18 protein-coding genes, 2 tRNA genes and 1 pseudogene are annotated in these 23,963 nt (G+C 66.3%); 5 read left to right on the top strand and 16 right to left on the bottom strand.

Annotated features, from left to right (window positions below; genetic code table 11):
- Positions 1–50: 50 nt before the first annotated feature.
- Both F0U60_RS25895 and F0U60_RS25890 read left to right on the top strand, forming a co-directional pair.
- Positions 51–1,169, top strand: coding sequence for an NAD(P)-dependent alcohol dehydrogenase (locus F0U60_RS25895; protein ID WP_395824585.1), 1,119 nt, complete (start codon positions 51–53; stop codon positions 1,167–1,169).
- The gene (locus F0U60_RS25890; RefSeq protein WP_395824583.1) at positions 1,166–1,699 is read left to right on the top strand and encodes a DUF4334 domain-containing protein; all 534 of its coding nucleotides are present in this window, start codon (positions 1,166–1,168) and stop codon (positions 1,697–1,699) included. Before F0U60_RS25895 ends, F0U60_RS25890 begins: the two co-directional genes overlap by 4 nt.
- Positions 1,700–1,785: 86 nt before the next feature.
- On the opposite strand, the gene F0U60_RS25885 is transcribed toward F0U60_RS25890, so the two are convergent.
- Genes F0U60_RS25885 through F0U60_RS25845 form a run of 9 tightly spaced genes read right to left on the bottom strand, consistent with a single transcriptional unit; the run spans position 1,786 to position 13,267 of the window.
- Positions 1,786–3,192, bottom strand: a complete 1,407-nt coding sequence (locus tag F0U60_RS25885; RefSeq protein ID WP_395824580.1) for an aldehyde dehydrogenase family protein — start codon at positions 3,190–3,192, stop codon at positions 1,786–1,788.
- A gap of 26 nt (positions 3,193–3,218) precedes the next feature.
- Positions 3,219–5,396, bottom strand: coding sequence for a 3-hydroxyacyl-CoA dehydrogenase NAD-binding domain-containing protein (locus tag F0U60_RS25880; RefSeq protein WP_395824577.1), 2,178 nt, complete (start codon positions 5,394–5,396; stop codon positions 3,219–3,221).
- A 40-nt stretch (positions 5,397–5,436) separates the two neighbouring features.
- Positions 5,437–6,648, bottom strand: coding sequence for an acetyl-CoA C-acetyltransferase (locus F0U60_RS25875; RefSeq protein WP_395824574.1), 1,212 nt, complete (start codon positions 6,646–6,648; stop codon positions 5,437–5,439).
- A 32-nt stretch (positions 6,649–6,680) separates the two neighbouring features.
- Positions 6,681–7,829 carry an acyl-CoA dehydrogenase family protein gene (locus F0U60_RS25870; RefSeq protein ID WP_395824570.1) on the bottom strand — a complete coding sequence of 383 codons (1,149 nt, stop codon included), beginning with the start codon at positions 7,827–7,829 and terminating at the stop codon, positions 6,681–6,683.
- Positions 7,830–7,857: 28 nt separating this feature from the next.
- Positions 7,858–8,997 carry an acyl-CoA dehydrogenase family protein gene (locus F0U60_RS25865; RefSeq protein ID WP_395824567.1) on the bottom strand — a complete coding sequence of 380 codons (1,140 nt, stop codon included), beginning with the start codon at positions 8,995–8,997 and terminating at the stop codon, positions 7,858–7,860.
- Positions 8,998–9,032: 35 nt separating this feature from the next.
- A complete protein-coding gene (locus F0U60_RS25860) occupies positions 9,033–10,871 on the bottom strand; it encodes an AMP-dependent synthetase/ligase (RefSeq protein ID WP_395824564.1) in 1,839 nt (612 codons plus the stop codon).
- A 46-nt stretch (positions 10,872–10,917) separates the two neighbouring features.
- Entirely contained in the window at positions 10,918–11,745 is an 828-nt protein-coding gene (locus F0U60_RS25855) for an SDR family oxidoreductase (protein WP_395824561.1), read from the bottom strand.
- Positions 11,745–12,428: a TetR/AcrR family transcriptional regulator gene (locus F0U60_RS25850; protein WP_395824558.1), complete on the bottom strand. Its 684-nt coding sequence runs from the start codon at positions 12,426–12,428 to the stop codon at positions 11,745–11,747. Before F0U60_RS25850 ends, F0U60_RS25855 begins: the two co-directional genes overlap by 1 nt.
- Positions 12,425–13,267 carry an enoyl-CoA hydratase-related protein gene (locus F0U60_RS25845; protein ID WP_395824555.1) on the bottom strand — a complete coding sequence of 281 codons (843 nt, stop codon included), beginning with the start codon at positions 13,265–13,267 and terminating at the stop codon, positions 12,425–12,427. The genes F0U60_RS25850 and F0U60_RS25845 overlap by 4 nt, the downstream gene beginning before the upstream one ends.
- Positions 13,268–13,486: 219 nt before the next feature.
- On the opposite strand from F0U60_RS25845, the gene F0U60_RS25840 reads away from it, so the two are divergent.
- Genes F0U60_RS25840 through F0U60_RS25830 form a run of 3 tightly spaced genes read left to right on the top strand, consistent with a single transcriptional unit; the run spans position 13,487 to position 16,540 of the window.
- A complete protein-coding gene (locus F0U60_RS25840) occupies positions 13,487–14,698 on the top strand; it encodes an acyl-CoA dehydrogenase family protein (protein ID WP_395824552.1) in 1,212 nt (403 codons plus the stop codon).
- A 19-nt stretch (positions 14,699–14,717) separates the two neighbouring features.
- Entirely contained in the window at positions 14,718–15,740 is a 1,023-nt protein-coding gene (locus tag F0U60_RS25835; protein WP_395824549.1) for a phosphotransferase family protein, read from the top strand.
- 26 nt (positions 15,741–15,766) lie between these two features.
- Complete coding sequence (locus F0U60_RS25830; RefSeq protein WP_395824546.1) at positions 15,767–16,540, top strand: SDR family NAD(P)-dependent oxidoreductase; 774 nt, start codon at positions 15,767–15,769, stop codon at positions 16,538–16,540.
- 49 nt (positions 16,541–16,589) lie between these two features.
- Here F0U60_RS25830 and F0U60_RS25825 read toward each other — a convergent pair whose 3' ends face one another.
- The 7 genes and pseudogenes from F0U60_RS25825 to rplT form a co-directional block, all read right to left on the bottom strand.
- A complete protein-coding gene (locus F0U60_RS25825) occupies positions 16,590–18,611 on the bottom strand; it encodes a hypothetical protein (RefSeq protein WP_395824543.1) in 2,022 nt (673 codons plus the stop codon).
- A gap of 435 nt (positions 18,612–19,046) precedes the next feature.
- Positions 19,047–19,123 (bottom strand) — tRNA-Asp (locus tag F0U60_RS25820).
- 74 nt (positions 19,124–19,197) lie between these two features.
- Positions 19,198–19,274 (bottom strand) — tRNA-Pro (locus tag F0U60_RS25815).
- A 189-nt stretch (positions 19,275–19,463) separates the two neighbouring features.
- A pseudogene (locus tag F0U60_RS25810) lies at positions 19,464–19,802 on the bottom strand (integration host factor subunit alpha); the annotation flags it as partial.
- A gap of 111 nt (positions 19,803–19,913) precedes the next feature.
- Positions 19,914–22,325 carry a phenylalanine--tRNA ligase subunit beta gene (gene pheT, locus F0U60_RS25805; protein WP_395824540.1) on the bottom strand — a complete coding sequence of 804 codons (2,412 nt, stop codon included), beginning with the start codon at positions 22,323–22,325 and terminating at the stop codon, positions 19,914–19,916.
- On the bottom strand, positions 22,325–23,374 hold the full coding sequence (gene pheS, locus F0U60_RS25800) for a phenylalanine--tRNA ligase subunit alpha (RefSeq protein WP_395824538.1): 1,050 nt from the start codon (positions 23,372–23,374) through the stop codon (positions 22,325–22,327). The genes pheT and pheS overlap by 1 nt, the downstream gene beginning before the upstream one ends.
- 150 nt (positions 23,375–23,524) lie before the next feature.
- Positions 23,525–23,872 (bottom strand): 50S ribosomal protein L20, encoded by a 348-nt coding sequence (gene rplT, locus F0U60_RS25795; protein ID WP_395824534.1) that lies wholly within the window; start codon positions 23,870–23,872, stop codon positions 23,525–23,527.
- Between the last annotated feature and the right edge of the window lie 91 nt (positions 23,873–23,963).

The following is a 23,963-nucleotide window of genomic DNA, read 5'->3' as shown; positions in this document are numbered from 1 at the left end:
GCCGAGAACATTGCCGTGCACTATTGGCAGATTGCCAATAGTATGACCCCATGGGCCTTCCGGTGCGTGCCGCGGTGCTGCAGGTGGTGAATGGTCCCTTCGCCATCGACGAGGTCGAGCTCGACTCGCCGCGGACGGGCGAGCTGCGGGTGCGGGTGACGGCGAGTGGCATCTGTCACACGGACCTCGCCTACCGGGCGGGCGCGGGCCGCTTCCCCTTCCCCGCCGTGCTCGGCCACGAAGGCGCGGGCGTCGTGGAGGCCGTGGGTGACGGCGTGACGGACTTCGTGCCCGGCGACGCGGTGGTGCTCAGCTACTTCTCGTGCCGCGAGTGTGGCACGTGCGCACGCCGCCATCCCGCGTATTGCGAGCGCGGGTACGCGGGGAACTTCTCCGGTGCCAGGCCTGATGGCTCCTTCCCCATGCGGTGGCACGGTGAGCCGATTCGCTCCAGCTTCTTCCACCAGTCCTCGTTCGCCACACACGTGCTGGCGCACCAGCACAACGCGGTGAAGGTCGACGCGTCCGCGCCGCTCGAGCTGCTCGCGCCGCTGGGCTGCGGATTCCAGACCGGCGCGGGAGCGGTGCTCGAGGCGTTCCGGCTTGAAGCCGGGCAGCAGCTCGCGGTGTACGGAGCGGGCGCCGTTGGCCTCGCGGCCATCATGGCGGCGCGAGTCGCCGGCGCGGCGCGCATCATCGCCGTGGACCTCAGCGCGGAGCGGCTCGAGCTGGCGCGCGAACTGGGCGCCACCGACACCTTCCTGGCGCACGAGCCCGAGCTCACGAAGACGATTCTGAAGCGAACCCGGGGCGGCGTGGACTTCGCCCTGGAGTGCGTGGGCTCACCCCAGGTGTTGCGTCAGGCGTTCGACGTGACACGGCCCCTGGGCACCTGCGCGTTGCTCGGCCTGCCTGGTCACGGCGCGGAAGTCTCGCTCCCGATGATCGGCCTCCTCTCCGGGAAGAAGCTGATGGGCATCCTGGAGGGGAATGCCGATCCGAAGACCTTCATTCCGCGCCTGGTCTCTCTGCACGCGGAAGGACGGTTTCCCATCGAGAAGCTGAGCCGCCCCTATGCCTTCGAGGCCATCAACGACGCGGTTCACGACATGGAGACGCGCACAGCCATCAAACCGGTGCTGCACATGCAAGGAGGAAGGACGCCATGACCTTCGACGAAGCAGTGAAAGCAGGGAACCTCAACACCGAAGCGGCGCTCGCGTTGTTCGACAGCCTGCCCACGGTGGAGCTCGCCTTCATGTGCGGCAGGTGGAAGGGCAGCGAGCTCCGGACGGGGCACCCGATAGACGGAATGCTCAGCGCGACCGGCTGGTACGGCAAGCAGTTCATCGACGCCGAGAGCGTGCACCCGCTGCTGTTCTTCACGGAGGACCGCGCGTCGGTGTTCCCGGTGGATCCACGCAAGTGGCCGTCGCCGAGCATTCAAGGCTTCGTGGGCCCGCATCGGGCCGATGTGGAGACCGGGAAGTACAAGGCGCGGCTGCGCATGACGGAGTACCGCGGGAAGCTCAGCGCGACGATGATCTACGATGACCGGCCCACCCTCGACGTGTTCCGGAAGGTCGACGCGGACACGGTGCTCGGCGCGATGGACTCGCGAGGAATGGCGGCGCCGTACTTCTTCGTCCTGCGCCGCGATTCCGGCGGCCCTCCCCTTTCAGTGAGGGAAGGCGCATAGGCCTGTCAGCGCAGGAGCAGACCCACCCAGGAGGGGCCGCCGAGAGACAGCGGCGGCCCCGGTGGAGTTGGCTTCGAAGTAGAAATTCACATGAAGCGCTTGAAGAGGCCGAACTTTCCGCCATAGGGCGGATAGCGCAGCTTCATGTCGAGCGCGAAAGGCCGCTTCACCACGCTCTTCTTGTGACTGAAGGCATCGAAGCTGGCCTGGCCGTGATAGCCGCCGAGCCCCGACTCGCCCACTCCCCCGAAAGGAAGCCCCTCGACGGCGAAGTGAACGCACACGTCGTTGGCGACCGCTCCGCCGCTCGAGGTCTCCGTGAGGACGCGCTCATTCACCGCCGCGTCGCGCGCGAAGCTGTAGAGGGCGAGCGGCTTCGGACGGGCGCGCACGAAGCGGATGGCGTCGTCGATGCTCGGACAGTCGACGAGCGGGAGCAAGGGACCGAAGATCTCCTCCTGCATCAGCGGACTCGACAACGGTGCATCGGTGATGACGGTGGGCGCGAAGTAGCGGCTGGGCGCGTCGCGCTCGCCGCCGAAGGCGATCTGACCGTCGGCCGCAAGCGCGGAGATGCGCTCGAAGTGGCGATGGCTGACGATGCGGCCATAGTCGCTGCTCGTGCGCGCATCGGCACCGTAGAAGCTTCTGACGGCTTTCTGGACCAGGTCGATGAAGCGGCCCTTGAGCTCGGGTGGAATGAGCACGTAATCCGGCGCGACGCATGTCTGTCCGGCGTTGACGTACTTGCCCCAGGCGATGCGTCGCGCGGTGACCTCGATGTCCGCGCTTCTGTCGACAATGCAGGGACTCTTTCCACCCAGCTCAAGAACGGTGGGCGTGAGGTGCCGGGCGGCGGCTTCGGCCACTACCCGCCCCACCTGGGTTCCACCGGTGAAGAAGATGAGGTCCCAGCGCTCCGCGAGGAGCGCCTGGCTCGTCTCCGCGCCCCCCTCGACAACCGAGACGACTTCCGATGGGAAGGCCTCGCCCAGCATCCGCCTGAGCACACCCGAAGTCGCGGGTGACAGCTCGCTGGGTTTCAACACGGCCGTGCAGCCCGCGGCGAGTGCCCCGATGAGCGGCGCCATCGACAACTGGTAGGGGTAGTTCCAGGGCGAGATGATGAGCGTCACGCCGAGCGGATCCGCATATTGGTAGGCCCGCGCCGGCTGGATGATGAGGGGCGCCGACCCCCGCCGCGGCTCCATCCACGCCTTCACGTTCTTGAGCGCGTTCTTGATCTCTCCGTAGATGTTCCCGACCTCGGTGAGGTAGGCCTCCTCCGGACTCTTCGAAAGATCCGCCTTGAGGGCGGCGAGAATCTCCGCCTCGTACTTGCGCGCCGCCCGATCGAGCGCCTGCAACTGCTCCCGCCGCCATTGCAGCGGGAGCGTGACTCGGGTCTCGAAGTAGGCACGCTGCTTTTCGACAAGCATCTTCGTGTCGAGCGAAGGCGGAACGGCGGCGAGGTTGCTGAGACTCCGAGCCATGGGACTTCTCCTTCTGTGGGAGGGGGCTACTTCAGGAACTCGCCTCTTTCGGCCTTCGCGACGAGCGACGCGGGCGGCAGGAAGTGCTTCCCGTAGCGCTCCGCGAGCTCGCGCGCGCGGGTGACGAAGCCGCGTGGCCCCGTGCCGGTACGCCCTTCGTAGCCGTTGATGAATTGCACGACCCCTCCCGTCCACGGCGGGAAGCCGATTCCGAGGAGGGAGCCCACGTTCGCGTCGGCGGCGGAGCGGAGGACACCTTCGTCGAAGCACTTCACCGTGTCGATGGCCTCGGCGAACAGCATCCGCTCCTTCATGTCCTCGAAGGGGATGGTGTAACCGGGCTTGGTGAAGTGCTGGGCGAGCCCCGACCAGAGGCCCGTGCGCTTGCCATCCACGTAGTCATAGAAGCCGCCCCCGGTGGAGCGGCCCTTGCGCTGGTACTGATCGATCATCGCGTCCATGACCGCGTAGCTGCCGTGGTCCATCCACGGCAGGCCAGCGGCCTCGGCGGCGGCCTTGGTCTCGAGGCGAATCTTCCGCGGCAGGGTCAACGTCAATTCGTCCACCAGTTGGAGCGGAGCCGCGGGGTAGCCCGCCTGGAGGCCCGCCTGCTCGATGGAGGCGGGCGAAATCCCCTCCCCCACCATGGCGATGGCCTCGTTGAGGAACGTGCCGATCACCCGGCTGGTGAAGAAGCCTCGGCTGTCGTTGACGACGATGGGCGTCTTTCCAATCTGGACCGCGATGTCGATGGCCTTCGCCAGCGTGGCATCGCTCGTCGCCTTGCCCGCGATGAGCTCGAGCAGCGGCATCTTGTCCACCGGGGAGAAGAAGTGCATCCCGACGAAGTCGGCCGGCCGCTTCACGCCCTCGGCGAGCAGGGTGATGGGCAGGGTCGAGGTGTTGGAAGCAAGCACCGCGTCCGGGGAGACCACGCCTTGAATCTCCTGGAAGACCTGGTGCTTGAGCTTCACGTCCTCGAAGACCGCTTCGATGACCAGGTCACAACCCGCGAGCGCGGCGGCATCCGCGGTGGGGTGGATTCGCGCCAGGAGCGCGTCGCCCTTCTCCTTCGTGGACTGGCCCTTCTGGATGGCCTTCTCCACCAGCTTGACGGAGTACTGCTTGCCCTTCTCGGCGGAGGCAAGGCTCACGTCCTTGAGCACCACGTCGATGCCGGCCTTGGCGCACACATAGGCGATGCCGGCGCCCATCATCCCGGCGCCGAGGACACCGACCTTCTTCGCCGTGTGCTGCGGGAAGCCCTTCGGACGGCCGCCGCCCGAGTTGATGTGCTGCATGTCGAAGAAGAACGCCTGAATCATGTTCTTCGCGACCTGGCCGGTGACGAGCTCGGTGAAGTAGCGCGACTCGATGGTGAACGCGGTGTCGATGTCCACCTGCGTGCTCTCGACGGCCACCGCCATGATGGCGCGCGGCGCGGGCATGTTCGCGCCCTTGAGCTGCTTGCGCAGGTTGGCGGGGAACGAGGGCAGGTTCGCCGCGAGGGCTGGCGAGGACGGGGTGCCGCCCGGAATCTTGTAGCCCTTCTGGTCCCACGGCTGCTGCGCCGTGGGGTTCGCCTTCACCCAGGCCCTGGCCGCGGGCAGGAGCGCGTCCACCGAGTCCACCACCTCGTGCACGAGGCCCAGCTCCTTCGCCTCCTGCGGCCGGTAACGCTGACCCTGGAGCAGGACCTTCATCAGCGCGTCCACGATGCCGAGCATGCGCACCGTGCGCACCACGCCTCCGCCGCCGGGAAGCAGCCCGAGCGTCACCTCCGGCAGCCCGACCTGCGCGCCCTTGACGTCGGCGATGATGCGCCGGTGACACGCGAGCGCGATCTCGAGCCCACCCCCGAGCGCCGCGCCGTTGATGGCCGCGACCACGGGCTTGCCCAGGGTCTCCAGCGTCCGCAGCTGCGCCTTGATCTCCTGTCCGAGCTCGAAGACCTGCTTCGCCTCGTCCTTCTTCACGTTGCGCAAATCGTTCAGATCGCCCCCCGCGAAGAAGGTCTTCTTCGCCGAGGTGATGATGACGCCCGTGAGGGTGTCCTTCTCCTTGACCAGGCGGTCCACGGTCGCGCGCATGGACTTCACATATGCGGCGTTCATCGTATTGGCGGACTGGCCCGGATCATCCAACGTCAAGACCACGATGCCGTCGGCGTCTCGCTCCCAGCGGATGGTGTTCTGCTCGCTCATGGGTTCGCTCGAATGTTGTCGATAAAAAGGAGGAAGAGATTCAAACGCGCTCGACGAGGGTGGCTACGCCCATCCCGCCGCCGACGCACAGGGTGACGACCGCGCGGCGCGCCTTCCGCCGCTCGAGCTCGTCCACCACGGTCCCGAGGATCATCGCGCCCGTGGCCCCAAGCGGGTGGCCCATGGCGATCGCGCCGCCATTGACGTTGAGCTTCTCGCTCGGGATGGCGAGGTCCTTCTGGTACTTGAGGACCACGGAGGCGAAGGCCTCGTTGAGCTCGAAGAGATCGATGTCCCGGATGGAGAGGCCGGCGATGTCGAGCAGCTTCCGGGTGGCCGGAATCGGGCCAGTGAGCATGATGGTCGGGTCCGCACCGGATGTGGCGACGGCGGCGATGCGCGCCCGCGGCTTGAGGCCGAGCTCCTTGCCGGCCTTCTCCGAGCCCAACAGCACGAGCGCCGCGCCATCGACGATGCCGGACGAGTTCCCCGGCGTGTGCACGTGGTGGATCTTCTCCACGAAGTGGTACTTCTGCAGCGCCACCGCGTCGAAGCCGCCGACCTCGCCGATTCCGACGAAAGACGGGTTGAGCTGACCGAGCGAGGCCACGGTGGAGTCCGGACGCATGTGCTCGTCACGGTCGAGCACGGTGAGCCCGTTCTGGTCCACGACTGGGACGACGGAATTCTTGAAGTATCCGGCGGCCCAGGCCTTGGCAGCGCGCTCCTGCGACTGCACGGCATAGCGGTCCACGTCCTCGCGGGTGAAGCCCTCCATCGTCGCGATCAGGTCCGCGGAGATGCCCTGAGGCACGAAGTAGGTGTCATAGTTGGTGGCGGGGTCCTGGGCCCAGGCGCCGCCGTCCGAGCCCATCGGGACGCGCGACATGCTCTCCACGCCACCCGCGATGACCAGGTGTTCCCATCCCGAGCGCACCTGCTGGGCGGCCATGTTCACCGCGGTCAGGCCAGAGGCACAGAAGCGGTTGAGCTGGACTCCACCGGTCGTCTCGGGAAGTCCGGCCGCGAGCACCAGGGTCCGGGCGATGTCCGCGCCCTGGTCCCCGACCGGGGAGACCACGCCAAGCACCACGTCGTCGATCCGCTGGGGATCCAGGTTCGGGTTGCGTTTCTTGAGCGCATCCACCAGGCCGACGAGCAGAGAGAGGGGCTTGATTCCGTGCAGCGCGCCCTTCTTGCCCTTGCCGCGGGGAGTGCGAACGGCGTCGAAGATGAAAGCTTCCTGGCTCACTGAGAGCCTCCTTGCGAGACGATTGAAGTGGTTCAGAGGGAACGGGCGATGAGCTCTTTCATGATCTCATTCGCGCCGGCGAAAATCCGCAACACGCGGGTATCGGCGAACAGGTGGGCAATGGGGTATTCCTTCATGTACCCGTACCCACCAAAGAGTTGCAGGCAGCGGTCCACGACGATGCAGGCCTGGTCGGTCACCCAGTATTTGGCCATGGCCGCCGTGGTCGCGTCGAGCTGGCCCTCGAGGTGGGATTGGATGCAGTCATCGATGAAGGTGCGACACACACGCTTCAGGGTCGCGCACTCCGCGAGCTCGAAGCGCGTGTTCTGCAGTTGGAGGAGGGGCTTGCCGAAGACGTGACGCTGCTTGGTGTACTCGACCGTCAAATCCACGGCGCGCTCGAGGCTCGCCATCCCGATGAGCGCCACGCTCAGCCGCTCCTGGGGCAGCTGCTGCATCATCTGGGCGAAACCCCGGCCCTCCTCGCCGCCGAGCAGATTGACGGCGGGGACCTTCAGGTCATCGAAGAAGAGCTCGGTCGTGTCCTGGCCCTTGCCGCCAAGCTTGTCGAGGATGCGGCCTCGCTCGAAGCCAGGCGTCGTGTCGGAGACCTCGGCGCACAACAGGGAGATGCCGGCGTGCCCCTTCGCATCCCCCGTCCGCACGGCGATGATGAGGAAGTCACAGACGTGGCCGTTGGAGATAAACGTCTTCGCGCCGCTCACTCGGTAAAAATCGCCATCACGCACCGCGCGGGTGGAGATGGCCTGGAGGTCCGAACCCGTCCCCGGCTCGGTCATGGCGATGGCGCCCACCCACTCGCCGCTCGCGAGCTTGGGCAGCCACTTCTGCTTCTGGGCCTCGGACGCATAGGCGAGGATGTAGTGCGCGACGATGGCGCAATGCACCGAGAAGCCCATCGAAGGGTCCCCGGCGCGGATCTGCTCCTCGATGAGGACCGCCTCGTGCGCGAACGTGCCGCCACCTCCGCCATAGGCCTCCGGAATGGACATGCACAGGAGCCCAAGCTCGCCTGCTCGCCGATAGAGCGCCTTGTCCGGATAACCCTGGGCCACGTGCTTGGGCACGTTGGGAAGGACCTCTTTCGTGAAGTAGGCGGCCGCGAGCCCGCGCACCTGCTCGAGCTCCTCCGAGCCCCATGGGGAACGTCTCGTCATGTCTGCCTCTCTCTTCTCTGGTTCCGCTCTAGAGTCCGAACGTCTTGCCGATGATGTCGCGCTGGATTTCGCTCGTGCCGCCAAAGACGGTGGAGATCACCGTGGCTCGCAGATGCGACTCCATGTCGTACTCAAGGGCGTAGCCGTAGCCCCCCATCATCTGCATGCCTTCGAGCGCCACACGCTTGGCCGTCTCGGTCGTCTTCAGCTTCGCCATCGACGCCTCGCGAGGGAGCATCCGCTCGGGCGCCTCGTCCGCCATCGCGGCCACGCGGTAGATGAGCAACTCACAGCAATCGAGCTCGGTGGCGAGGTCCGCGATCCGGTGCTTGATCGCCTGGAAGGAACCAATCGGCTGGCCGAACTGCTTGCGCTCCTTCACGTACGCGACGGCGTCATCGAAGGCACGCCGGCCGCGGCCGAGCATGGACGCGGCGAGAATGAGCCGCTCGCAGTTGAGCCCCGCCATCAACTGGGGCCAGGCCCGGTCCACGGTTCCGACCACGGAGTTCTCGGGTAGGAAGCAGTCGGTGAAGAAGACGTCGTTCACTTCCTTGCCGCCCAGGGTGGGGATACCGCGAATCTCCATCCCTGGCGTGCCCGCGGGAACGCAGAACATGGTGAAGCCCTCGTGCCGTCCGCCCGAGGGGTTGGTGCGAGCCACGAGCAGGAGATGGTCCGCGAGGTGCGCGTTCGAGACCCAGGTCTTCTGCCCGTTGATGATGAACCCTCCAGGGGTCCGGGTCGCGCGGCAGGTGATCGCGGCGACGTCCGATCCAGCCCCGGGTTCGGAAATGGCGATCGCCTCCACGCGGCCGCGGGTGATACCTCCAAGGATCTTCTCGCGCTGGGCCTCGGTCCCGAACTTCACATACGGACCGGCGGCGACCGAGGTGGTGATATAGCCCCCCACCGGGGCGAGCCCGTACGCGGTCCGCTCGGCGAAGAGACACATGTCGGAGAGGCCGCCATCCGAGCCGCCATACTTCGACGGGATGCCCACCCCGAGCCAACCAAGCTCGGCCATCTGAGCGTAGAGGGCGGGGTTGTGGGCCTCGGCGCCGTTCCGGGTCAAGGCGTCGCGTTGCGCGCGCGTACCCGTCTTGTCGCGGCAGAACGCATCAATGGCGTCGGCGAACGAGGCTTGCTCCGGTGTTCTCGCATGCATGGGAGTCCCTTGGGTGGTGTTCCGGGAGGTGGAAATCAGGCGTTCGCGTAGAACGAGGCGATGCGCTCGGCGTACTGCTCGAGGATGACGCGGCGCTTGAGCTTGAGGGTGGGCGTGAGCTGGCCCGTCGCGGGAGACCACACCTCGGGGACCACCTCGAAGCGCTTGATCTGCTCCGCTCGGGAAAGCCGGGCGTTGGTTGAAGCAACGAGCGACTCGAGCTCGGCGCGAACCACCGGATCGCGCGAGAGGTCGGCGAGCGACTGCGGCGCGAGACCTTGAATCCTGGCCCAGAGCGGCGCGGCGTCCGGGTCGAGCGAGACGAGTGCCGTCACGTAGGGCCGACCGTCGCCAATCGTGATCGCCTGCCCGACGAGCGGATGCGCGCGCAGCATGCCCTCGATCCGGGATGGCGCGATGTTCTTCCCGCTCGAGGTGATGAGGAGCTCCTTCTTGCGGTCGGTGATGGTGAGGAAGCCGTCGGGGTCGAGCGTGCCGATGTCGCCGGTGGCGAGCCAGCCGTCCTCGTCGACCGCGCTGACGATCTGGCCGTCCGCGGCGAGATAGCCAAGGAACACCACGGGGCCGCGAACGAAGATTTCACCGTCCCCTGCCAGCCGGAGCTGCACTCCGGGAATGGGCCGGCCCACGGCACCCACGCGGAAGTCCGTGGGCGTGCTGATGGTGGCGCAGCCGGTGGTTTCGCTCATGCCCCAGACCTCGAGCACCTTGATCCCGAAGCCTCCGAGGTACTCGAGAATGTCGACGGGGATGGGCGCCGAGCCGCTGCTCGCCCACTGGAGCGCGTCCAGTCCGAGCGCCTTGCGCAGGGGCTTGAGGACCCTGGCATCCACCTCCGCGGCCTTCTGCTGGAGCTCCGGGGGCACAGCCTTTCCGACACCTTCGAGCCGGAAGGCCTCCAGGGCCACAGCATGAGCGGAGAGAATGGCCTCGCGCTGAGGAGGCTCAAGCGTGCCCAGCTTCGCCCGCAGGCCCCCGGCGAGCTTCTCCCAGACGCGCGGCACTCCGAAGAACGCGGGGGGAGACACCTTGGCCATCAGCGGCACCACTCCCGCCGGATCCGCGCAGATGTGCACGTGCAGCGCCTTGTAGAGTGCGCGGTAGAAGCCGAGCTCGCGCTCCGCGATATGCGCCAGCGGGAGATAGGCGATCGACGGGACCTGCATGGGAACGGGGACGGCGAGATCCACCGCGATCGCCTCATAGAAGGCGTTCTGGTGGCTCAGCACCACGCCTTTGGGGTCGCCCGTCGTGCCCGAGGTGTACATCATCGCGATCGGATCCTCGGGCCGGATGGATCTCCAGCCGTCCTCGAAGACCGTGGGCTCCGCCTGGTGCAACCTGCGTCCCTCGGCCTCGACCTCCTCAAAGGAGACGAAGCGCGCATCCCCGGCCGGGATGGCCGATGAATCGAGGACGATGATCCGCTTGAGCGCCCGGAGCGTTTCGAGCACCGGCCGCCACCGTGAGACCTCCTCCGCGCCCTCCAGCACCACCACCGTGGCCCGGCTGTGCCGCGCGACGTAGCCCACCTGCTCGATGCTCAGGGTCTGGTACGCGGTACAGGGAATGGCGGCGAGGTGGACCGCGGCGAAGTCGATGATCCAGTGCTCTGGCCGGCTGGACATCATGATCATCATCCGCTCGCCTCGCGTCAGCCCGAGCGCGCCGAGCCCGCGGGCGAGCACGGCGGTCCGTTCGCGCAGCTGTGCCCAGGTGAGCGTCTTGTCTCCAGCGCTGAGAGCGGGAGCGTCCGCGTATTCTTCGGCATTGCGTTTGAGGAGCAGCGGCAGCGTGAGCTTGCTTGCCTGTGATTGGCACTGTGCTTCCAATGCTGCGAGCGACGGACCCATGGGCACCTCCTCGAGTCAATGGACAAACTTGCTGCTGTGTTCCTCTTCAGGGGTCGACGTAGAGGTCGAGCAAGACGTCAGAGCCCCCCCCATAGCGGCTGAAGTCGGTGATGCCTTCAGCGCGGAGGACGTCTTCATCGATGAAGGTCTGCCCCGTGCAATCGCGCGGCGGACGCTGGAGGATGGCCACGGCCGCGTCCGCCATGATCTCCGGCGAGCGGGCCCGCTGCATCGATGCGTCGCCCCCGAGCATGTTCCTCACGGCGGCGGTGGCGATGAGCGTTCGGGGCCAGAGGGCGTTCGCGGCGATGCCGGCCTCGGCCAGCTCCGCGGCCCAGCCGAGCGTGAGCAGGGTCATCCCGTACTTGGCGAGCGTGTACGCCGGGTGCAGGCCCATCCAGTGCGGCGCGAGGTTGACCGGCGGCGAGAGCGAGAGGATGTGCGGATGGGGAGATCTCCGCAGGTGCGGAATCGCCGCGCGCGTCAGAAGGAACGTCCCCCGCAGCTGGATCTGCTGCATCAGGTCGAAGCGCTTGACCGGCAGCTCTTCGGTCTTGAGCGGGGCGAGGGCGCTCGCGTTGTTGACGCAGAAGTCGATGCCACCAAAACGGGCCACGGTCTCATCCACGGCCCGCTGCACAGCCGCTTCGTCGCGCACATCGCCAACCACCGCGAGCGCCTGGCCGCCCGCGGCTTCGATCTCCGCGGCCGCCGTGTGCACCGTCCCGGGCAGCCGTGGATCCGGGGTGTCGGTCTTCGCCAGGAGCGCGACGTTGGCCCCCAGACGCCCCGCCGCGACGCCGATCGCCAGTCCGATTCCGCGGCTTCCTCCGGACATCAACAGCGTGCGTCCCGCAAGTGGCCTCGAGGTCATTACTCGTCCTTTCCTCGCTTGCGCCCCGACCCCGGCCCCCGGGAGTCGTCGCGCTCGGGGGAGGCGTCTTGATGGAGCTGGGGGAACACGTCGCGCACGATCGTGATGAGCGCTTCGCTCAAGAGCAGGTGCGCGTCCTCGCGCGAGAGTGTTCCACCGCGGATCCACTCGCGAATGGTGGCTTTCACCAGACCGCCATAGGAGCGAATCATCGCCCGCTGCCGCGCGTCACTTCCGACCTCGACCTTGAGGCCCAGGAACTCAAGCGTCTTCGAAGCGGACACGTCGTCCGCCTCCGAGATGATGCGCTCGACCTCCGGATCCACGCCGATGCCCCCCGCGCCGGTGACCGCCACATAGGTCTTTCCGTGGGTCGCCACCGTATCGAGGTACCACTCCACGCTGCGCTCCACTCGCTGCCGCAAGGTTCCCGTCATGGGCACGCTCTCGTCCAGGCCGGGCATGAGCAGCATTCTCTTCACGACCTTCAAATAGAGATCCCGCTTCTGCCCGAAGTAGTGATTGATCAATCCCCGGGCGACGCCCGCCTCCCGGGCGATGTCCGAGGTGGAGACTTCCGCGTACGGGCGCTCGCCGAACAGCCGCGTGGCGCACGCCAGAATCTGTTCCCTGCGCGTGTCCGGCTCGAGCCGTTTCCAGCGAGGAGAGGCGGCCTGGCTCATGACTTCTGCTCCCGCCAGGGCAGGAACGCCGGCAGGTCCCGCTCCAACGTTCGGAGGAACTTCGCGGGCCGCTTCTGCAGGAACGACATCACGCCCTCCTCGGCGTCCGCGTTCTGGGCACAGCTCGCGATGAGCTGGCTGTCGAGTGCGAAGGCGGGCTCGGGCGAAGGGAGAGCGCTCATCCGGTAGAGTGCCTGCCGGATGACGGCCACGGACACCGGCGCGGTGTTCTCGACCAGCTCGCGAGCAAGCGCATAGGCGGCATCGAGCAGCGCATCGGGCTCGTGGAGGGACTGGACCAGGCCCGCGCCAAGCGCCTCTTCTGCTTTGATCAGACGGCCACTCACCATCCAATCGAGCGCGCGCCCCATTCCGACGAGGCGCGGCAGGAACCAGCACGAGCCCGCTTCCGGATAGATGCCACGCCGGCTGAAGACGAAACCAAAGCGGCTGTCTTTCGCGGCGAGGCGGAAGTCCGCGGGGAGAATCATTGTCGAGCCTACGCCCACCGCGGCGCCGCGGACGGCGGCGATGACCGGCTTGCGCAGCGCGAACATCTTGCGAGTCACCCGAGTCGCCGGCTCGACCCAGCCGCGCTCCATGTGATTGATATTCGACACCTCGAACGAGCGGCCACTCAGGTCCGCGCCTACGCAGAAGTCCTTACCAGCGCCGGTGAGGACGACCACGCGCACCTCTTCGTTTGCGTCGGCGGCTCCGAGCGCGTCGCTGAGCTCGTCCGCCATGGTCACGGTGAAGCCGTTCCTCGCTTCGGGACGGTGCAACTCCAGGGTAGCGACCCGATCCGCAACTGAAGATCGGATGTGTTGGTAGCTCATGAGTGGGCCTCTATGCGGGTGATGATGGGGGCTTGTTGGCATCGTGTCAACAGCAACAGTCTTTGAAGTGCGGCTTGTGAGGTCATGCCTGTGTCCGACGTGTTGCGTCATCCTAGTTGGGTTGAGGGCTGGACGCACGCGGCCAGGGACTCCCGCCCGAGCCACTGCGTGATATGCCAGACGCTAGAGACGCTCTGATTGCTTTCAAAGGAGAACCCCGTGGATTTCCAACACTCCCCCCGCGTCACGGAGCTGCAAAACCGGCTCAATGCCTTCATGAAGGAGCACGTCTATCCGAACGAACACACGTTCACCCAGCAGGTGCAGAAGAACCGCTGGGCGTCGCCGCCGATCGTCGAGGAGCTGAAGGCCAAGGCGAAAGCGCAGGGGCTGTGGAACCTGTTCATGCCGGGCACCGAGCACGGCGGCGCCGGCCTGACCAACCTCGAGTACGCGCCGCTGGCCGAGATCATGGGCCGCGTGTTCTGGGCTGCCGAGGTCTTCAACTGCTCCGCGCCCGATACCGGCAATATGGAAGTGTTCGCGCGGTACGCGACGCCCGAGCAACAGAAGAAATGGTTGGTGCCGCTGCTGGAAGGAAAGATCCGCTCGGCCTACGTCATGACCGAGCCGAATGTGGCTTCCAGCGACGCGACCAACGTGGAGCTCTCGATCCGCGCTGAAGGTAACGAGTACGTCATCAATGGCACCAAGTGGTTCGCCACCGGCGCGATGCACGAGAACTGCCAGATCTTCATCGTCATGGGCAAGACCGATCCGGACAATCCGAACCGCCACCTGCAGCAATCCCAGGTCCTGGTCGAACGCGGCACGCCGGGCATGAAGATCAAGCGTCCTCTGTCGACGTTGGGTTACTGGGAGGAGCCACACGGCCACGCCGAAATCGTGTTCGACAACGTGCGCGTGCCGAAGTCGAATCTCCTGCTCGGCGAGGGCCGCGGTTTCGAGATCGCCCAGGGTCGCCTGGGCCCAGGCCGCATCCATCACTGCATGCGCGTGATCGGCGCCGCCCAGCGCGCACTCGAATACGCCTGCAAACGTGTGGAGAATCGCGTGGCCTTCGGCAAGAAACTGAGCACGCAGGGCTCGGTGCGTGAATCCATCGCGGTGATGGCGTCCAAGGTCGAGATGTGCCGCCTGATGACGCTGCGCGCGGCGGACAAGATGGACCGCGTCGGCAATAAAGAGGCGAAAGACCTGATTGCGATGGCGAAGATCATGGTGCCGCAGCTCGGCTTCGAGGTCATCGACATGGCGATCCAGCTGCACGGAGCCGGCGGTCTGACCGGGGATTACTTCCTCGCCGAGGCGTTCAACTACGCACGCTGGTGCCGCATTGCCGATGGTCCCGATCAGGTCCACATGATGGCGCTCGGCAAGCAGGTCATCCAAGAGCTGTCAGCACTCTAATTTTCGAGGAGGCGTATCCATGTCCGAGGCAGTCGACACGCTGAATGTCGAAAAGCTGCAGAAGTATCTGGCTCCGCGGATCGCCGATTTCGGCACGATTCAGGAGTGCACCAAATTCGCAGGCGGTCAGTCCAACCCGACCTTCCTGGTGCGCACCGAGAAGAGCAGCTACGTGCTGCGCCGGAAGCCGCCCGGACTGCTGCTGAAATCGGCGCATGCGGTCGACCGCGAGTACCGTGTGATGAAGGCGCTGGCAGCGACCCAGGTGCCAGTGCCAAGGATGTTCGCACTGTGCGACGACGACAGCGTCATCGGCTCGATGTTCTATGTGATGGAGTTCATCGAGGGCCGCATTTTCTGGAACAGCGCGCTGCCGGAACAGACACCGGCCGAACGCCGCGCACTCTACGATGAGATGGTGCGCGTACTCGCCGCGATGCATACGGTCAACCTGGAGCAGGCCGGTCTCACCGACTACGGCCGCCCCGGCAATTACTTCGAGCGTCAGATCAGACGCTGGAGCGAACAATACCGAGCCAGCCAGACCGGCACCCTGCCGGCCATGGAAAAGCTGATGGAGTGGCTACCCGCCAACGTGCCGGCCGACGACGGTCAGGTCGCGCTGAACCACGGCGACTACCGCATGGACAATGTCATGTTCCACCCGGCCGAATCGCGCATCGTCGCGGTGCTCGACTGGGAGCTGTCGACGCTCGGTCACCCGTGGGCGGATCTCGCGTATCAATGCATGCATCTGCGCCTGCCGCCGGATGCGGCGATCCCTGGCCTCGGCGGTCTCGACCGCAGGGCACTCGGCATTCCCTCGGAAGAAGAGTACGTCGCGCGCTATTGCGAGCTGACCGGCATCAAGACCATCCCCAACTGGGACTTCTACATCATCTTCAGCTTCTTCCGCATCGCCGCGATTCTGCAGGGCGTCTACAAGCGCGCGCTCGACGGCAATGCGTCGAGCAGGAAGGCCATGGACTACGGCGCGCTGGCCGGTCCGATCGCGGAGATGGCTGTGGCGATGATCCGATGACACCGGCGGGAACGCAGGAGGACACCATGAGCAAGAATCGTTTTGATCTGACCGGCCGCGTGGCGCTGATCACCGGTGCGTCGAGCGGTCTCGGCGAGCATTTCGCGCAGGTCCTGGCCGAAGCTGGCGCCAAGGTGGTGGTCGCCGCGCGCCGTGTCGATCGCCTGCGGCAGCTGGCCGAGCGCATCAAGAGTGCCGGTGGTGATGCCGCAGCCGTGGCGATGGATGTCACCGATGGCGACAGCGTGAAAGCCGCATTCGAGGAGGCGGGCAGGTTCTTTGGCACCATCGATGTGCTGATCAACAACGCCGGCGTCGCCCGATCGATGCTCTTCGCGAAAACGCAGGAAGAAGACTGGGACTACGTCGTCGATACCAACCTGAAAGCGGCGTGGCGCGTCGCCCGTGCGTTCGTCGATCAACCGGGCATGGCCGGCAGGCCCGGCAGCATCGTCAACATTTCCTCGATCCTCGGCATCGGTGTCGGCTATGGGGAATCGCTGTATGCCACGTCCAAGGCGGGCCTGATCCAGCTCACCAAGCACATGGCGCTGGAGCTGATGCGCAACAACATCCGCGTCAACGCGCTCTGCCCGGGCTACATCGAAACCGAACTCAATTCCGGCTACTTCAAGTCAGAGCGTGGTCAGGCCTACCTCAAGAACAATATCCCGTCGAAAAAGCTGGGGACGGTGGAAGACCTTTCCGGCGCGCTGCTGCTGTTGGCCAGCGACGCCGGCGCTTTCATCACCGGTGTCGCCCTACCCGTCGACGGCGGTCACCTGCTGCACTCGCTGTAATCACCGAGGCCTCCGGCCGAATTGAAGCCGGAGGCCTCATCCTGGAGTCCTAGAGCGTCTTCAGGTACTCGATGATGGCCCAACGCTCCTCGTCCGTGAGCGATTGCGTGAAGTCATGCCCCTCATTGCCAAGCCCATAGAGATGCGAATTGAAGATCATCCGCGAGCGAATCTGCTTCTGGGTAATGGGCGGCGGTGACTGGTAGGCGAGCGAGTTGTAGTTCGCGACGAGGTTGGCGATGCTCGCGAAGAGGACGTCGGGCGTCGCCATTTCGTGGCTGCAGGGAATGAACGGGTCGTTGCTCGGGACATCTCCGCAGGCAAGTGGCGTCACCTTCCAGCCGAGCTTCGCGAAGTCATACGAGGCATGGCTCGAGTCGTAACCCGCGTTGGTTCCCAGCACGTTGGCGGAGGTCTGCTGGCGCTTCCACACCTTCCGGCGGTCCGATGGCTTCAGCACCTCCCAGAGGGTGGGCACGCTTCCGTTGTGGAAGAAAGGCGCGGAGGCCCACGAGCCGTAGAGTGGCGGCGCCATGTAGCCGAACGGCTCGATCCAGATGTTCGGCCCTTCGGGTGAGTAGATGGGCCCGAGGCCGTTGTCGTACGCGCTGCGCGGCACGCGGCGCAGTGCGCTCGTGATGGGGTCGTCGTAGAAGGGACCGTGGTCGGGGGCCTGGTCGTTATAGGCGAGGAAGGACGTGTTCCAGGCTCTGCGCTTACGCTCGTCGGCCATCAGTTGCTCGCGTGCCGGATCCGTCCGGATGGTTTCGATGGGCGTAATGACGCCGGCAACGCCCTTGAGACGGGGATCGGGCAGGTACGCGGGGTCGGCGGCGTAGCGCGGCGAGTAGACGCCATGGCAGCTCGCGCAGGAGCCATTGCCTGGAGTCTTCGGGATGTTGGCATTGGCGCCGTTCGCCCAGAGGTCACGCTCGTGAAAGAGCACGGCTCCTTGCTCGGCGAGCGCGGTGTTGATCGCCTTGGGGTAGACGGGGGGCGAGAGCGAGATGAAGAAGTTGTCGTTGTCCTCGAACTCGGCGGTCAGCGCGCGGCGCTGCGCGGGCGTGCGACCCAGGTTCGCGATTCCAAACGCCATCTCCGAACGGACGTTGTCCGAGGTGAGCGCCCCATCCCAGAACTGGCGCGTCTTGAACGCGCGGTACCACCAGTTGGGCGCACGGGACATGCCCCCCGCATGGGTCGGGAAATACTCGAGCAGGCTCGGTACCAGTGCGAGCGAGTCCATGTCGAAGATGGCGGGCAGGAGGTCGACGATGCCAATGGCATCACTCGTGCCGCGGCCCACGCTCCAGGGCACGGGCGCGAGTTGGAGCACCGTCCCCACGCCCGTGGACCGGAAGAAGTCGGACTGGATCAAGCCGGCATCTATCGCGTCGTTCGAGCGGCCCCAGACGAAGCCGGCCTCCTGCTCGCTCCCGAGCCGCGAATCGTGGCAACCCGAGCAGCCGGAGCTGATTTTTCCCGTGTAGCGCCCGTTCTCGTCCCGCTCCTGCACGAGCCCCAGCGGAAGCTGCCCGCTGCCGCCATTGGTGAGGTTGGGGTTCTCCCACGGCAGCGGGTAGGGATTGCGGAATGGCGCCTTCGCGAGCCCATAGCGTTTGATGACCTGCTCGTCGAAGTCGGCGGGGCGGGTGAGGTAGCCCCAGAGCCTATAGAGGTTGTAGTAGGCAAGCGAGTTGGTGAAGGACTGGAAGTAGGCACGGGTCTCGATGTTCTCCCGGCCCCGAGCGACGCTCGCGCGAAATTCGCCGCAGGTCTTCGGATTCGGAGGCAGCGTCGAGACGAACGGCGGCGGCGGCGTGTGCAGGTCCACCCAGTAGGCATTGAACTGCACCGCGGCCCCAGGCTTGTTGACGCCGGGCACCACCAGGGTGCGCGGATCCACTGGCAACGGAGTGGAATCCGGTTGCCCAGCACATGCCGCCGAGAACGGCGACCGGATGGCCGTCGAATCCAACAACGGCAACGGGTCCGCATCTGCCCGAAAAGCGCCCAGGGCAAGAATCAGAAAGCTCGAAAACGTCAACTCACGGTTCCACCGCAGTCTCATGGAGCAGCCCTCCATTACGTATTGGCACAGTGCCAATAAGGAGTTCCTTATGCCCCAGGGATGGGCGTCCACAATGCGCAGCGCGTCAACGCGCGTCATTGCTGGCCGCTTCATCCAGTGGACAACAGAGAGAAACGGACTCATCAGAGCAACGCACCCGAGCGCGGTTACTTGCTCACGACCACGCTGCGAGGACTCGAACGCGACGGGCTCGTGATGCGCACGGTCCACCCAACGAACCCACCGCAGGTGGACCCGCGCCGTTCAAGGCCGCGATGCGGAAAAAGCCAGCAGGCGTTCCCGGACGGAGCAGCCGCTGCCGCTCCAGCTCCACGCCGCACCGGCTAGAGACACCGGAGGGGGACACTGAGGGCACATGAGGGAACGAGGACAAAGAAAAAGCCCAGCAACCCCGGAGGATTGCTGGGCTTCTTTTGGCGAGGAGTACGGGACTTGAACCCGTGGCCTCCGGCGTGACAGGCCGGCGTTCTAACCAACTGAACTAACTCCCCACATCGCTTCCCCTCTGGAAGGGAGAAGTGAAGGCCCTGGAGTCCACCGTGAAGTGAGCCTCCAGGGCCTTCTATGGTCGGGGCGACTGGATTTGAACCAGCGACCACTTGCACCCCAAGCAAGTGCGCTACCAGGCTGCGCTACGCCCCGATGTGTGTCCCGCTCGGCGTCGGCGAGATGGGCTGCCTTATGCCTTTACCTGCCCCATGGGTCAAGTACGAGATCGGGCAGCCCTTCAAAAACTCATTCGGCCTTGGCCTTCATTCCGCCCACGGAGGCCTTGTACTCCGGGAGCTCCTCCAGCTCCTCGTCCAGATCCTCGGGATCCAGCCCCGCGGCCTCGGCTGCGTCGGCGGCGGCCTCCTCCGCGGCATCCAGCTCGGAGTGGTTCTCCGGAATCTGTTCGCCGTTGAGGGCGGCCTTCAGCACCGCGCTCGGCCGGAAGGTCAGCACTCGACGCGCCGAGATCTCGATCTCCTTCCCGGTCTGCGGGTTGCGGCCCACGCGCGCCTTCTTCTGGCGCACCTGGAAGTTGCCGAACCCCGAGATCTTGATCTTGTCCCCGCGCTCGAGCGTTTCCTTGAAGGTGTCGAAGACGAGCTCGACGATCTCCGCCGACTCCTTCTTGGAGAAGCCGACCTTCTCGTAGACCCCTTCGATGATGTCCGCCTTGGTCATGCGAGTACCTTCGCGCCCCTCTCTGCGGTGAACCCGGCGGACTGTGACAGCCTTCCCTGACAGCTGTCAACCCACCGGTTTCACTCAGGTTTTCCCTTTGGAGCCCCTAGATCAGGTCCGGAGGGCTCCGCCCAGTCGCTGGTTGACTTCGGAGATGATGCGCTGGTGGGCAGCGCTCACTTCCGCGTCGGTCAGGGTGCGCTCGGGCGAACGGTAGCGGATGGCATAGGCCAGGTTCTTGCTGCCCTCGGGGATGGGCTTGCCGGTGTAGACGTCGAAGATGAGGGCGTCCTCCACCAGCGGGCCACCGACCTCCAGGATGACGCGGCGGACCTCGTCGTTCTGGAGCTCCAGGGGCACCACCACGGCCAGGTCCCGGAGCACGGCGGGGAAGCGAGGCAGCCCTCCCCAGGCGGGAACCAGCCGGGCAGCCGAGTACAGGGGTGCCGTGTCGACCTCGAAGGCGAAGACGTCCCGGGGCAGCTCCAGAGCCTTGGTCACGCGGGGGTGCAGCTCGCCCACGTAGCCCAGCACCGTGCCGTCGGACAGCTCCACCCGAGCGCAGGCGCGGGGGTGGTAGGCCGGGGCCTCGGCGGCAACGAAGCGGACGCCGTCCACATGGAGTGCATGCAGCACGGCCTCCAGGGCGCCCTTGGCGTCATAGAAGTCCGCCCGGGCCTCCTTCTGGGTCCAGGTCCGCCCACCGCGCAGACCCCACACGAGGCCCGCGAGCCGGGGCACCTCGCGCGCGGCCGGGCGCTGGCCCCGTCCGCCCTCCGGATCCCGGAAGTAGGCCCGACCCATCTCGTACACGGCGACGGTGTCCACCTGGTGACGCACGCTGCGGGAGAGGTTCTCCAGCAGACCTGGCAGCAGGCTGGTGCGCATCACCGACTGCTCCACGCTGAGCGGGTTGAGCAGCGCCACCGGCTTCTCCTGCCCGCCCAGCACATCCAGCGTGCGCGGCGGAACGAAGGAGTAGTTCACCACCTCACTGAGCCCCAGGCCGGCCAGGGCCTGGCGGGCGCGGCGCTCGGCCTCGGAGGCGGCAGGCTCGGGACCCAGCTCGGCGATGCCACGCGGCAGCCGGGCGGGGATGTTGTCGTAGCCGAAGACGCGGGCCAGCTCCTCCATGAGGTCCTCCTCGCGCTCCACGTCCACGCGAGCCCGAGGCACCTCGAAGGTGGTCTGCCCACTCCCCTCCTCCACCGACTTGAAGCCCAGGGTGCCGAGGATGCGCCGGCACTCGGACTCGGCGATGGCCACGCCCAGCACCTTCTCCACACGGCCGTAGCGCAGCGTCACCCGGCGCTGAGGCTGGGGCTGCGGGTACACGTCCACCCGGCCCGGAGCCACCGTCCCCCCTGCCAGCTCGGCGATGAGGGCCGCGGCGCGATCCACCGCGGGGATGACGGCATCGAGGTCCGCGCCACGCTCGAAACGGTGCGAGGCCTCGGTGTGCAGGCCGTGGCGCTTGGACGAGCGACGGATGCTCGAGGGCTGGAAGTGAGCGGACTCGATCACCACGCGCGTCGTGCCCGCGCTCACCTCACTGTCCGCGCCGCCCATCACGCCGGCCAGGGCCTGGGCCCGGTCACGGTCGCAGATGAGCAGGTCCTCGGACTCCAGCGCCCGCTCCTTGCCGTCGAGCGTGGTCATCTTCTCGCCCGGCTTCGCGGTGCGGACGATGATCTCCTGGCCCGCGACCTTGTCCAGGTCGAAGGCGTGCAGCGGCTGGCCGTACTCGAGGAGGACGAAGTTGGTGACGTCCACCACGTTGCTGATGGGGCGCACGCCACAGGCCTTGAGCCGGTCCTGCAGCCACTGGGGCGAGGGGCCGATCTTCACGTTCTCCACGACGCGGGCCGCATAGCGCGGGCAGCGCACCGGGTCCTCGATGCGCACCTTCACCTTCTCGGAGGTGGGAGCGCCGGACTCGGCGAGCTTCGGCTGGGGCGGACGCAAGGTGTCACCGGTGGCCACCGCCACCTCCCGGGCCACGCCCAGGTGCGACAGGGCATCCGGCCGGTTGGGGGTGACATTCACCTCCAGCACCACGTCATCCAACCCGAGCGCCTGGGCGATGGGCGTTCCGGGCTTCAGGTCCTGCGGGAGGATGAGCAGGCCGGAGGACTCTTCGGAGAGGCCCAGCTCCTTGGCCGAGCAGAGCATGCCGAAGCTGTCCACGCCACGCAGGGGCGCCTGCTTGATCTCCACGCCGTTGGGCAACTTCGTGCCGATGGTGGCCAGCGGCACCTTGTCGCCGACCTTGAAGTTCTTGGCGCCGCAGACGATCTGGAGCGGCTCCGGACCGCCCAGGTCCACCTTGGTGACGGACAGCTTGTCCGCGTTGGGGTGCTGCACGGACTCCTTGATCTGCGCCACCACCACGCCGCGCAGCCCCTCACCGGGGCGCTCGAGGCCTTCAATCTCCAGACCCACGGCGGTCAGCTTGCGAGCCAGCTCATCCACACTGGCCGGCAGCGCCACGTAGTCTCCGAGCCACTTGACCGAGATCTTCATCAGAACTGCTCCAGGAAGCGCGCGTCGTTCTCGAACATCATCCGCAGGTCATCGATGCGGTAGCGCAGCATGGCGATGCGCTCCACACCCATGCCGAACGCGTACCCAGTGACCTGGGTGGAGTCGTAACCGCTGTACTTGAAGACGTTGGGGTGCACCATGCCGCTGCCGAGCACCTCCAACCAGCCGGTCTGCTTGCACACGCGGCAGCCCTTGCCACCGCACGAGGTACAGGAGATGTCCACCTCGGCCGAGGGCTCGGTGAAGGGGAAGAAGGACGGGCGGAAGCGCGTGCGCGTGTCCGAGCCGAAGAAGGCCTTCACGAAGGCATCCAGGGTGCCCTTGAGCTCGGCGAAGCTGACGTCCTTGTCCACCAGCAGGCCCTCCACCTGGTGGAACATGGGCGTGTGGGTGATGTCCGAGTCGCGCCGGTAGACGCGGCCGGGCATGACGGCGCGCACGGGCGGCTTCCGGTTGAGCATGAGGCGCACCTGCACCGGGGACGTGTGCGTGCGCAGCAGCACCGGGCTGTCCGCCTTCTGCGCGTGGCCGAGCGAGGCCTCGTCCACGTAGAAGGTATCCTGCATGTCGCGCGCGGGGTGGTCCTTCGGGAGGTTGAGCGCCTCGAAGTTGTAGTAGTCGAGCTCGATCTCCGGCCCGTGGGCCACCTCGAAGCCGAGCCGCTGGAAGGTGCGGACGATCTCCTCCATCGTCCGGGACACCGGGTGGCGGCTACCGGGGGTGACGGCCCGACCGGGCAGCGTCACGTCCAGCCGGGGGCCGCGCAGCTCGGCCTCCATCGCCGCCTCCTCCACGCGTTGGACGGCGTCGGCCAGGAGCTTCTCAATCTCGGCCTTGACCTGGTTGGCCACCTCACCGAGGGCGCGGCGCTCGTCGGGGGGCAGCTTGCCCATTCCACCGAGGACACCGGACAGCTCCCCCTTCTTGCCGAGGTAACGGATTCGGAGCGCCTCCACCGCGGACGGCTCCGAGGCGACGGAGATCTCCCGCCGCGCCGCGTCCGCGAGCGCTTGCAAGCGGTCTCGCATTGACTTCGCCTCCCACCCCGGCCGTGCCGGGGCAAAAAAAAGGGCCGCCCAAAGGGGCAGCCCGCTTTCAAACCCACGAGTGACAACGGCCTTCCAGGAAGACCGCGGCCACTCGCTTTCGATGCCGGCCTGTGCGGCCGGCCGTCATTCTCAGGCCGCCTTCGCGATTTTGGCGACGGCGGCAAAACCGGCGGGATCCGCCACGGCCATGTCGGCCAGGACCTTGCGATCCAGGGCGATCTTGTTCTTGGCCAGACCGGCGATCAGGCGTGAGTAGGACAGGCCCACGGTGCGGGCGGCCGCGTTGATGCGGACGATCCACAGCGAGCGGAAGTTGCGCTTCCGCGCGGCGCGGTCACGCGAGGCGTAATCCAGCGCGCGCTCCACGGCCTGGTTGGCCCGCTTGTAGCAATTCTTGCGACGGCCGCGGTAACCCTTGGCCAGCTTCAGAATCCGATTACGACGGCGACGAGCCTTAAAACCCTTCTTGACGCGCATTGCTGACTCCTAACTGCGGTGAGGTGTTCGAAAACCCCCGGCGTATTGGCACATGGCCACACCGACAGGGCCCTCTGTACTGCGTCCTGCG

Origin of the sequence: Archangium minus (genome assembly GCF_044360475.1) — a bacterium.
Taxonomy (GTDB): Bacteria; Myxococcota; Myxococcia; order Myxococcales; family Myxococcaceae; genus Archangium; species Archangium minus.
The sequence above is the reverse complement of the archived record's forward strand: the minus strand, read 5'-3'. Positions and strand labels throughout refer to the sequence as shown.

What these genes read in the sequence shown, in the direction of transcription:
- F0U60_RS25895 (WP_395824585.1), top strand. Translation starts at nt 51, where the DNA reads ATGGGCCTTCCGGTGCGTGCCGCGGTGCTGCAGGTGGTGAATGGTCCC.
- F0U60_RS25890 (WP_395824583.1), top strand. Translation starts at nt 1,166, where the DNA reads ATGACCTTCGACGAAGCAGTGAAAGCAGGGAACCTCAACACCGAAGCG.
- F0U60_RS25885 (WP_395824580.1), bottom strand. Translation starts at nt 3,192, where the DNA reads ATGGCTCGGAGTCTCAGCAACCTCGCCGCCGTTCCGCCTTCGCTCGAC.
- F0U60_RS25880 (WP_395824577.1), bottom strand. Translation starts at nt 5,396, where the DNA reads ATGAGCGAGCAGAACACCATCCGCTGGGAGCGAGACGCCGACGGCATC.
- F0U60_RS25870 (WP_395824570.1), bottom strand. Translation starts at nt 7,829, where the DNA reads ATGACGAGACGTTCCCCATGGGGCTCGGAGGAGCTCGAGCAGGTGCGC.
- F0U60_RS25865 (WP_395824567.1), bottom strand. Translation starts at nt 8,997, where the DNA reads ATGCATGCGAGAACACCGGAGCAAGCCTCGTTCGCCGACGCCATTGAT.
- F0U60_RS25860 (WP_395824564.1), bottom strand. Translation starts at nt 10,871, where the DNA reads ATGGGTCCGTCGCTCGCAGCATTGGAAGCACAGTGCCAATCACAGGCA.
- F0U60_RS25855 (WP_395824561.1), bottom strand. Translation starts at nt 11,745, where the DNA reads ATGACCTCGAGGCCACTTGCGGGACGCACGCTGTTGATGTCCGGAGGA.
- F0U60_RS25850 (WP_395824558.1), bottom strand. Translation starts at nt 12,428, where the DNA reads ATGAGCCAGGCCGCCTCTCCTCGCTGGAAACGGCTCGAGCCGGACACG.
- F0U60_RS25845 (WP_395824555.1), bottom strand. Translation starts at nt 13,267, where the DNA reads ATGAGCTACCAACACATCCGATCTTCAGTTGCGGATCGGGTCGCTACC.
- F0U60_RS25835 (WP_395824549.1), top strand. Translation starts at nt 14,718, where the DNA reads ATGTCCGAGGCAGTCGACACGCTGAATGTCGAAAAGCTGCAGAAGTAT.
- F0U60_RS25830 (WP_395824546.1), top strand. Translation starts at nt 15,767, where the DNA reads ATGAGCAAGAATCGTTTTGATCTGACCGGCCGCGTGGCGCTGATCACC.
- F0U60_RS25825 (WP_395824543.1), bottom strand. Translation starts at nt 18,611, where the DNA reads ATGAGACTGCGGTGGAACCGTGAGTTGACGTTTTCGAGCTTTCTGATT.
- pheT (WP_395824540.1), bottom strand. Translation starts at nt 22,325, where the DNA reads ATGAAGATCTCGGTCAAGTGGCTCGGAGACTACGTGGCGCTGCCGGCC.
- pheS (WP_395824538.1), bottom strand. Translation starts at nt 23,374, where the DNA reads ATGCGAGACCGCTTGCAAGCGCTCGCGGACGCGGCGCGGCGGGAGATC.
- rplT (WP_395824534.1), bottom strand. Translation starts at nt 23,872, where the DNA reads ATGCGCGTCAAGAAGGGTTTTAAGGCTCGTCGCCGTCGTAATCGGATT.